The organism is Occallatibacter sp. (assembly GCF_036502485.1).
In the GTDB taxonomy this organism is placed as follows: Bacteria; Acidobacteriota; Terriglobia; order Terriglobales; family Acidobacteriaceae; genus Telmatobacter.
This window is the reverse complement of sequence record NZ_DASXYM010000077.1, coordinates 1-9,687: the sequence shown is the minus strand read 5'-3', so window position 1 is coordinate 9,687 and position 9,687 is coordinate 1. Positions and strand designations below refer to the sequence as shown.

8 protein-coding genes are annotated in these 9,687 nt (G+C 63.5%); 6 read left to right on the top strand and 2 right to left on the bottom strand.

The genetic code is table 11. The features are described 5' to 3' along the window. Nucleotides 1–45: 45 nt before the first annotated feature. Nucleotides 46–549: a hypothetical protein gene (locus tag VGL22_RS11240; protein WP_465267015.1), complete on the top strand. Its 504-nt coding sequence runs from the start codon at nucleotides 46–48 to the stop codon at nucleotides 547–549. Nucleotides 550–556: 7 nt separating this feature from the next. On the opposite strand, the gene VGL22_RS11235 is transcribed toward VGL22_RS11240, so the two are convergent. Both VGL22_RS11235 and fabD read right to left on the bottom strand, forming a co-directional pair. Continuing rightward, a complete protein-coding gene (locus tag VGL22_RS11235; protein WP_465267014.1) occupies nucleotides 557–979 on the bottom strand; it encodes a YybH family protein in 423 nt (140 codons plus the stop codon). 28 nt (nucleotides 980–1,007) lie between these two features. Continuing rightward, entirely contained in the window at nucleotides 1,008–1,952 is a 945-nt protein-coding gene (gene fabD, locus VGL22_RS11230) for an ACP S-malonyltransferase (RefSeq protein ID WP_465267013.1), read from the bottom strand. Nucleotides 1,953–2,411: 459 nt separating this feature from the next. Between fabD and VGL22_RS11225 the strand changes: the two genes are divergently transcribed. The 5 genes from VGL22_RS11225 to VGL22_RS11205 form a co-directional block, all read left to right on the top strand. Beyond that, entirely contained in the window at nucleotides 2,412–3,416 is a 1,005-nt protein-coding gene (locus tag VGL22_RS11225; protein ID WP_465267012.1) for a hypothetical protein, read from the top strand. A 233-nt stretch (nucleotides 3,417–3,649) separates the two neighbouring features. Beyond that, on the top strand, nucleotides 3,650–5,638 hold the full coding sequence (locus VGL22_RS11220) for a hydantoinase/oxoprolinase family protein (protein WP_465267011.1): 1,989 nt from the start codon (nucleotides 3,650–3,652) through the stop codon (nucleotides 5,636–5,638). Next, entirely contained in the window at nucleotides 5,635–7,284 is a 1,650-nt protein-coding gene (locus VGL22_RS11215) for a hydantoinase B/oxoprolinase family protein (RefSeq protein WP_465267010.1), read from the top strand. The genes VGL22_RS11220 and VGL22_RS11215 overlap by 4 nt, the downstream gene beginning before the upstream one ends. Beyond that, complete coding sequence (locus tag VGL22_RS11210; RefSeq protein ID WP_465267009.1) at nucleotides 7,277–8,539, top strand: MFS transporter; 1,263 nt, start codon at nucleotides 7,277–7,279, stop codon at nucleotides 8,537–8,539. Before VGL22_RS11215 ends, VGL22_RS11210 begins: the two co-directional genes overlap by 8 nt. 60 nt (nucleotides 8,540–8,599) lie before the next feature. Then, nucleotides 8,600–9,687: VWA domain-containing protein (locus VGL22_RS11205; RefSeq protein ID WP_465267008.1), on the top strand; the 1,088-nt coding region annotated here is incomplete at its 3' end.

Genomic DNA, 9,687 nt, shown 5'->3' with positions numbered 1-9,687 from the left:
CGGACCACCTGATCACCGAACGCTATCCACTCACCGCTGGAGCCCATGATGACCTTGCTCGACGCACCTCGTTTTGACGAAGCCAAAGACCGCCGCAAGCGCATCATCGCGTGGTCAGGAGTGGCAACCTTCACGGGGCTCGTCATCCTCGCATGGATTGTTTCCGGTTTCCCTGTCGATTGGCCCTGGCACTGGTTCGCGCACATGCGCGGCCGCTCTGAGATCAATACTTTTTTGAGCGACGTGGAAAAAAACGACATGGCCGCTGCCTACGGCGTGTGGATTCACAACAGCAACTGGCAGCAGCAGAATGCCCAGGACCAGGGCTACACGTTTACGCGCTTCCAGGAGGACTGGAGCCCCACCAGCCACGACAATGACTACGGCGCCATCAAGCACCACGACATCGCCGCCGCCCGCTTTGCCGGCAACGTCCTGGTGGTGGGGGTCTTCATCAACCAGCACCGCAGCAAGCCGCTCTTCCTGGCCTATGACCCCAAATCGGGTACGCTGAGCTTCTCGCCGGTGGAGCTGTATCTCGGGCCTTAGATCCTGTTCACGCCTTGGAAGAGGGCATCTCCTCAAGCCGTGAGGAATGCCGTTCCGCCACCAGCCAGCGGCCGTCCCGGAACACCCAGACATCCGTGAGCATGAAGTTTCCCGAGATGTCGCGGCCGTCCCACGCCTCGGCGTCTTGCCAGTGCGCGAGTGTGGCTACAGCAACGTCACCCCACACTGAAATGTTCATGTCGTGCGTGGTGTGGCTGTGAATGACGTAGTTCGGAAGTGCGGCGAGCCACAGCGCGAGGGGATAACGTGCCAGGTTCCGTCCTTCGATTCCAACCAGAAGCTGGTACTCGGGCGCCATGAATTCCCGTGCCGCTGCGACATCCCGTCGAAGGATGGCCGCGTTCCACCCTTGTTCTGCGTCACGCACCGCCTGCTCTTGGGTATCCAGGTTTTCTCCTTGTCTGGGCATGGCTGCAAAGTGAGATGGGCCTTGACGGCTACGCCCTCAGCTCCGTCAGTGCCTTCTCCAGGCTCGCCGCGTCTTCCACGTTCATCGCCTTCTGGGCAGAATCGATCTGCTTCATCAGCCCCGTCAGCACCTTGCCCGGCCCCACTTCCACAAACGTGCTGGCGCCGGCCGCCACCAGCGCCCTGATGCAATCCGCCCAGCGCACGGCTCCCGTGACCTGGCGGATGAGCGCGTCCTTGGCCTCGGCCGATGTAGTCACCAGCGCTCCTGTGACATTGGCGGCAACCGGCACCCTCGGATCCTGAAGCGTGAGAGCACCCAGCCCGCGCGCCACTTCCTCCTGCGCCGGCTGCATCAGAGCGCAATGGAATGGAGCACTCACAGGCAGCATCACGGCGCGCTTGGCGCCCTTCTCCTTGCACAGGGCGGCAGCTTTCTCCACTGCCGCAGCCGCCCCGGAGATGACCGTCTGCGAGGGCGAATTCAGATTCGCGGCCTGCACCGTCTGGCCGGTCTCCGCGGCAGCCTGGGCGCACGCCTCGGCCACCTGCGCGGGATCAAGCATCAACACGGCCGCCATGGCGCCCTGGCCCGGCGCAACCGCCTGCTGCATGGCGCGTCCGCGGGCCTTCACTGATCGCACCGCGTCGGCAAAGCTCAACGTGCCGGCGGCCACATGCGCCGACCACTCCCCCAGCGAGTGCCCCGCCGCCAGATCCGGCTTCACGCCCTTCTCCTCCAGAACCCGCCACGCCGCCGCGCTCACGGTAAGGATCGCGGGCTGCGTATTCTCGGTGAGGCGAAGGTCCTCTTCAGGCCCTTCAAAGCAAAGCTTCGACAAAGCAAAGCCGAGCGCCTCATCGGCCTCGGCGAACGTCTGTTTGGCGATCGGAAACTGCTCGGACAGTTCGCGGCCCATACCCACGGCCTGCGATCCCTGTCCCGGAAACAGGAAGGCTATCTTCGTACTCATGTCGAAGAAAATTCTATCGCTCCGGGCTGCCGCTGCGAGCTCGAACCCCCTCCCGATGCATAATCGGCCTTTCCGAGTTGCCCCCGACCGCCCTTTTACGGGAATGTAACTTGCATTGCGTTCTGCCAACATGTATTCTCCGGGCATAACTTCAAGCCGAGAAAGCACATCGCCTGGTTAGCGTGTGTGCTGTTCGCGTCGTTTAGATTTGCGGTTATCGCGCTGTTGCCTAAAAAGGTTGGTAGTCTCCGCACCAGGTTCCACCGGGCCTCTCCGACCAGAACGTTCAAATAAAAAAATAATCAACTTATGTCTGCTGAATGGGCCAAGCCCGGCGGCTGCGCTCGTGTGTGCGCTTGAACGCACAATCCCCAAATCTGATCAATGAAGGTGTGTATGGCCAGGACATTTACAAGATTGGTGTACCCAGCCCGCGTACAACGCGGGATCTCTGCGGCAATGAAATCATTGCTTCTTCCCGGTTTGCTGTTTCTTTGTGGGGCGGCGTCACAGGCCCAGGTGTCGGTGTGGCTGCAAAGCCCCAAGCCCGGCCAGAACGCGAACCAGGTGCATGTCTACGCCACCGCGAACAGCCCCCATGGAGTGGTCGGCTGGGTCATTTACGTGGACGACAACGTTGCCTATCGCGACACAAACCACACCGACACCCTCTCGCAGAACCTGAACCTCTCCAACGGCCGTCACCTGATCTATGCACGCGCCTGGGACCAGACCAGATTCGGTACTTCCGCCACTTTGCTGCTGCAGGTGGGCCCGGCGCCCGCGAGCCGCGCCGCTATCCCCGCTCCGCCCGCCACCGCAAAAAAGTTCACCCAGATGCAGAACACCACCGCCGATTGGAAGCAGTGCAGCCTCTGCGCCGAGGGCACCAATCTGAGCACCAACTATTGGACGGCGCCCTTCCGCACCGAGCCGTCGATGAGCGGCAGCAGTCGCGAGCTGTTCGATGGGGGGCTGCCCTGGACGAATGCCCTGTTCATCAAAACCATGCCGGGAACAAATGCCGCAACGCACTACGTCTGGGACTTCTGGGTCTACCACGATGCCACCTCGGCCGCGAATATCTGGTCGGCGGAGTTCGACCTGTTCCACTTCCTGGGCGGCACCGAGTTCATGATCGGAAGCCAGTGCGATTTCGGCGACGGCTATTGGAACACCTGGGACAGCGCCAACAATCGCTGGATCGTGACCGGCATGCCCTGCCCGCGCTGGGCCGCCGACACCTGGCACCACGTGCAGTGGTACGTGGAGCGGATCAGCCCAACCCAATACCGCTACGACACCCTCTCCGTGGATGGCCATGCATACGCCGTGAACCAGGTGTGGACCGTGAATCCTACCCCATGGCCGGACGCCATTGGAATCCAGTATCAGCTCGACCAGAGCGCCAGCGGCACCCCCGTTCACGAGTGGATCGATAACGTGAAGCTGACGACCTGGTAAGGAACGAGCGGCTCAGATTCAAGTACCTGGGCCGCTTGTCCGTTCCGGGACGAGTGACAACTGGGAGAACCGCAGCTTCGTCGTTTTCAGATGAGGGCGTGAGCGATTTTGCCTCTGTTGGGTGTGGTTTGGCTCGGGACTCCGCGGCCATGATTATGCATCTGCAATAATCTTGGGGATTGCCGCGGAGTTCGGGCAAACAATTGCCACAGGCAGAGGGGTTCTGAGTGGGTGTGTCTGCGACCAGCGCTGCAGGGCACAGGTACGATCGCGTGGCGATTGATGCAGGCGGCACGTTTACTGACTGCGTAATGCTGCGCGGTGGGAAGCTTGTCGCGCTGAAGCTGTTTTCGACACCGCAGGACCCGGGACAGGCGGTGCTGAATGGGCTGCGCGCGCTTGGCGTCACTCACAGTGTGGTGGTCCGGCATGGGACCACGGTAGGCACAAACGCGATGCTCGAGCGTAAGGGCGCACGCGTGGCGTTTGTGACCACTGCCGGATTTGAAGACACGATTGCCATCGGCAGGCAGGCAAGACCCAGGCTGTATGACTGGTTTCAGCCCGCCCCCGTGTGCCTGGTGCCTGGCGGTTTGCGGTTCGGCGTGGCGGAGCGGACCAGCGCCGAAGGCGAACGGCTGCGGGAATCTTCCAATGAGGAGCTCAGACGACTGGCAGACGCGGTGCGCGCCGCCGGCGTGGAAGCCGTCGCGGTCTCGCTCCTTTTCTCGTTTGCCAATCCAGAAAATGAGCAGGCGGTGGCGGAGGCCCTCAAGGACCTGGCGCTGCCGCTGTCGGTCTCGCACAAAATTCTGCCCGAGTTTCGCGAGTATGAGCGCGCTGCCACGGTGGTGGCGAATGCATATCTGGCGCCGCTGGTGGGAACCTACCTCGGCAAGCTGGCGGCCGCCATGGAAGGCCAGTCGCGTCTGGAGGTGATGCAGTCGTCAGGAGGAATCATTTCGGCGCGGGTGGCGGCGGAAGAGCCGGTGCGGACCGTGCTGTCGGGACCGGCGGGCGGCGTCGTGGGCGCATACAAGCTGGCGTGTGCAGCAGGGTTTGAGCGAATCATCGGCTTCGACATGGGTGGAACATCGACCGATGTGTGTCTCGTGGATGCCAGTGCCGGTGGCCTGCGTGTCAGCAATGAGTCAGTAGTGTCGGGCGTGCCCATCGGCGTGCCTATGCTCGACATTCACACCGCTGGTGCGGGAGGCGGGTCTCTCGCAAGATTCGACGCGGGCGGAATGCTGCGGGTGGGCCCCCAATCGGCCGGAGCCATGCCTGGTCCCGTGTGCTTCGGGCGCGGCGAACTGCCTACCGTGACGGATGCCAATTTGATCCTGGGGCGGCTCGACACGGAGAGCTTTCTCGCCGGCGCGGTCAAGCTCGACTTGGGGCGGGCACAGCATTTCATGCAGCAGGCCAGGGGGCCGCTCGGTTCGGCAGAGGACTTTGCCGCCGGCATCCTGCGTGTCATCGAGACGGAAATGGCGAAAGCCATCCGCGTGATCTCAATTGAGCGCGGCTTCGATCCACGCGACTTCACGCTGGTGGCGTTTGGAGGCGGAGGGCCCGTGCACGCGTGCGCGCTCGCTCATGCTCTGCGCGTGCCGCGCGTGCTGGTGCCGGCGCTGCCCGGTGCGCTGTCGGCGGTGGGAATTCTCCTGGCGGATACCATGCGCGAGTATTCGCGGACCGTGATGCTGCCGCTGGGCACGGATATAGAGCGTGTGTTTGCGGAGATGGAAAGCGCCGGGCAAAATGACTTCCTTCGCGAGGGACTTGAGGGCGTGACCCAGCGGACCTGTGATCTGCGCTATCGCGGGCAGGGCTATGAATTGAATGTGCCGTTTGGTCCGGCGATGGCGGAGGAATTTCACCGCCTCCACGAGCGGCGGTATGGATTCGCCAAAGCCGGCCGGCCAGTGGAGATTGTGAACGTACGTTTGCGCATGATCGCGCCCGCGCCCGCGTTTGAGCAGATGCGCGAGACCGCGCACGAGGGCGATGGAAGTGGCGCGCTGCTGTCGATGCGGCAGGTCTACTTCGACGGCGAGTGGGTCCCCACGCGCCTGTACGACCGCGAGCGGCTGCGCGCGGGCGATGTGTTCGCGGGGCCCGCAATTGTGACCGAGTACAGCTCGGCGACTGTTCTTCCGCCAGGCGATGTGCTGCGGGTCGACGAGCTGCGCAATCTGGTGATTGAGGTGCACGCATGAGCGCTGTCGATCCCGTGGAACTGGCAATCTTCCAGAGCAGCATGCATTCAATCGCAGAAGAGATGGGCGCGGCGCTGCGAAGGACCGCCATCTCGCCCAACATCAAGGAGCGGCGCGACTACTCGTGCGCGCTCTTCGACGCCGGCGAGCGTGTGATCGCCATGGGCGATCACATGCCGGTGCACCTCGGCGCTATGCCCATGAGTGTCAAGGCCGCGGTCGAGGCCATCGCCATGCAGCCAGGCGACGTCGCTATCCTCAACGATCCCTATGCGGGCGGCACCCACCTGCCGGACATCACGCTGGTGCTGCCGGTTTTTGTCGACAGTACCGGCAAGCCCTCGTTCTACGCGGCGTCGCGCGCGCATCACGCCGATGTGGGCGGAATGTACGCGGGCTCCATGGGGCCGGCTCAGGAGATTTACCAGGAAGGCATTCGGATTCCCCCGGTGCTGCTGATGCGGAAAGGCGAAATGGATCGCGGAGTCCTGTCGATCCTGCTCGCCAACGTGAGAACGCCGGAAGAACGAGAAGGCGATCTGGCCGCGCAGTTGGGTGCATGCCGCGTCGGCGAGCGCAGGATTCTTGAAGTGGTGGCGAAGTACGGCCTGCAGAAAGTGCAGACCCTGGCTGAGGAACTCGTTGCCTATTCCGAGCGCCTGATGCGGGCGGAACTGCGCACCATGCCGGCGGGCACCTGCGCTGCGGCTGACTACCTTGACGATGATGGGGTGAGCGAGCAGCCCATCCGCATTGCCGTGCAGATGACATTCGATCCGCGCGCGGGATCCGTGATAATTGACTTCGAGGGCTCGTCGCCCCAGGTGCGCGGTGCGGTGAACGCGGTCTATCCCATCACCTGGTCGGCGTGCTTCTACGTGCTGCGCTGTCTGCTCAGGCAAGATGCGCCCGCGACCGCCGGCGTGATGATTCCTGTGACAGTGAAGGCCCCGCTGGGCAGTATTGTGAACGCCGTGCCTCCGGCTGCGGTGGCAGGCGGCAACGTGGAGTGCAGCCAGCGCATCGCCGATGTGCTGCTGCGCGCCCTGGCGCAGGCCGCTCCGGAGCGGGTGCCGGCGGCCAGTTACGGCACCATGAGCAATCTCACCATCGGCGGTGTTGATCCGCGCACCGGGTCGCCCTTCGCATATTACGAGACCATCGCGGGCGGCATGGGCGCGCGGCCCAATGCTGACGGCATCGACGGCGTCCATTGCCACATGACGAACTCGCTGAATACGCCCGTCGAGGCTCTCGAGTACGCGTATCCGTTTCGGGTGCGGCACTATGGGTATCGAGCGGAGTCGGGCGGGGCAGGGAAGTTCCGGGGCGGCAATGGATTGGTGCGCGAGATTGAGCTGCTTGCCGACGCGCAGGTAACCCTGCTTGCCGATCGCAGGAAGTTTGCGCCGTATGGGTTGGCCGGCGGGGCCGACGGCGCCTTGGGGCGGGCGGCGCTCATCAAGGCCGACCGGAGCGAGGCGGAGTTGCCAGGCAAGGGATCGGTGATGGCGAAGACCGGGGATGCGGTGAGGATCGAGACCCCGGGCGGCGGAGGCTGGGGACGCCAGGTCGAGAGTGACAAAGTGACAGAGTCACAGAGTGGGGAGAGCGGATCTGGAACTTCACGTTCGCCAAATGCCTGAAGCGGGCTGGTGGCTGCGGCGGCTGGATCGCGGAGAGCGAGCCACGCTGATTGCCACGTTCGCCGGCTGGATGCTGGATGGGATGGACGTCATGGTGTACAGCTTCGTGCTGCCATCGCTCATCCTGCTGTGGCACATCTCCAAAGCACAGGCCGGTTGGCTCGGAACATCCGCGCTTCTGCTCTCTTCCCTGGGCGGGTGGATGGCAGGGCTCGCCGCGGACCGCTGGGGCCGTGTGCGCGTTCTGCAGATCACGATTGTGTGGTTTGCCGTGTTCACGTTTCTGAGCGGGTTCACCACCTCGTTCTCCCAGTTGCTGGTCGTGCGCGGCCTGCAGGGGCTGGGGTTCGGCGGCGAGTGGGCCGTGGGGTCGGTGCTGATCGCGGAGCGGATTCGCGCCAGGTTTCGCGGCAGAGCCGTCGGTACAACCCAGTCCGGATGGGCCGTGGGCTGGGCCCTGGCGGCGGTGTTCTATACCGTTGCCTTCAACGTCTTGCCGGCGGAGTACGCGTGGCGGGCCATGTTCTGGGTGGGACTGGCGCCGGCGCTGCTGGCGTTCTGGATTCAAAGGCATGTGCGGGAGCCGGAGATCTTCATGCGGCCTTCGCAAACGCGGGCCCCCGGGCACTTTCTGAAGATATTCTCCCGGCCGCTGCTGCCCACCACGCTGTGGGCATCCATGGTGGCGCTCGGCGCGCAGGGCGGATATTACGCGGTGAATACCTTTCTGCCTCTCTATCTGCGCGCACGCGGGCTGGGGGTGGTGTCCACCGGGGCATACTTGCTGGTTGTGATTGCGGGATCGTTCGCGGGATACCTGACGAGCGCGCACCTGACCGACCGCATAGGACGCCGCCCGGCCTTGATGGTGTTTGCCGCGGGATCGTTCGTGGCGATTGCGGCCTACATGGTGCTGCCACTGGGGAATGGGGCCACCCTGGTGCTCGGGTTTCCCTTGGGGTTCTTCCCGTCAGGGTCCTTCAGTCCCATGGGAAGCTTCTTCACGGAGCTGTTTCCAACCTCGCTGCGCGGGTCGGGGCAGGGGTTCACATATAACTTCGGGCGGGCCGTGGGCGCGTTGTTTCCGGCTCTGGTTGGATATTTCAGCGCGCGCGTGGCCCTGGGCACGGCGATTGCGGTATTTGCCGGCGCGGCCTACACCGTCATGATCGCGGCAGTAATGATGTTGCCGGAAACCCGGTTCCGGGATCTGGCACAAATCGACGCGGCCCTGAGTCGGGAATCGACAAGCTGACGGCATTTCGGCGCGGGTTTGCATCCAAATAGTTGAAGCAGTGTTCCCGAAAGTCTGCCTATGCTCTCCCTAAACATGCGCAATTCGTTTCGTTTGTTGGCTCTTGCCGCCTTGGGTGTCCCTGTTACGGGGCTCTGCCCGCTTGTTGCCCAGAATCCGCCGGCTGCCCCCGCTACACAGGCTGCCCCTGCCGCCCCCCAGATGAATAACCCGACCAGGCCGGAGGTCCAGCCCTCCCTCGCCGAGGACCGCGATCCCATCCCTTCGCCCGACATTGCGGTTCCGGAGAAGGAGACGGCGGGCAATGCTGCCGGCGGCAAGGGACAGCTTAAAGATCAGGGGCACAACACCTACAAGCTGGACGTGGACGTCGATGAAGTCCTGTTGAACTGCACCGTGGTGGACGAGAAGGGCCGGCCCATCCTGGACCTGAATCGCAACGACTTCCACGTGTTTGAGGACGGGGTCGCGCAGCGGACCAGCTCGTTTGTGCACCAGGATCAGCCGGTGGCGATGGGCATTCTGATCGACAGCTCGGGATCGATGCTGGACAAGCGCCAGGCCGTGGATGCGGCGGCGGCAAAGCTGCTGGCGGAGTCAAATCCCCGGAGCTCTGCATTCGTGGTGAATTTCAACGACAAGGCGTATCTCGACCAGGGGTTCACGGTGGATCGCGTGGCGCTGCGCCGGGGGATTGACCGCTTCGACGCCCGCGGAGCCACGGCGCTGTACGACGCCGTGGCGGCTTCCGCGGACCAGCTTTCCCATCATGCGCGCCAGCCCAAACAGGCGCTTCTGATTGTGACCGATGGGGCGGACAACGCTTCGCGGCTGGCGCTGGAAGAGGCGATCCGGAGAGTGCAAAACCTGGGCGGCCCCGTGGTGTATACCATCGGACTCCTGTATGACGCCAACAAGAAGGAAGCCGACAAGGCGCGCAACGACCTCGAAATGTTGTCGGCGGAGACGGGCGGGATAGCGTACTTCCCCAAATCGCTGGATCAGGTGGACGAAATTGCGTCCCAGGTGGCGCAGGACATCCGAAACCAATACATCGTGGGTTACCACTCCAGCAAGCCCGCATCTCTGGGCGGTTATCGCGCGGTGCACGTCGAGGCGTCGGCGCCAGGACATAAACACCTCGTGGT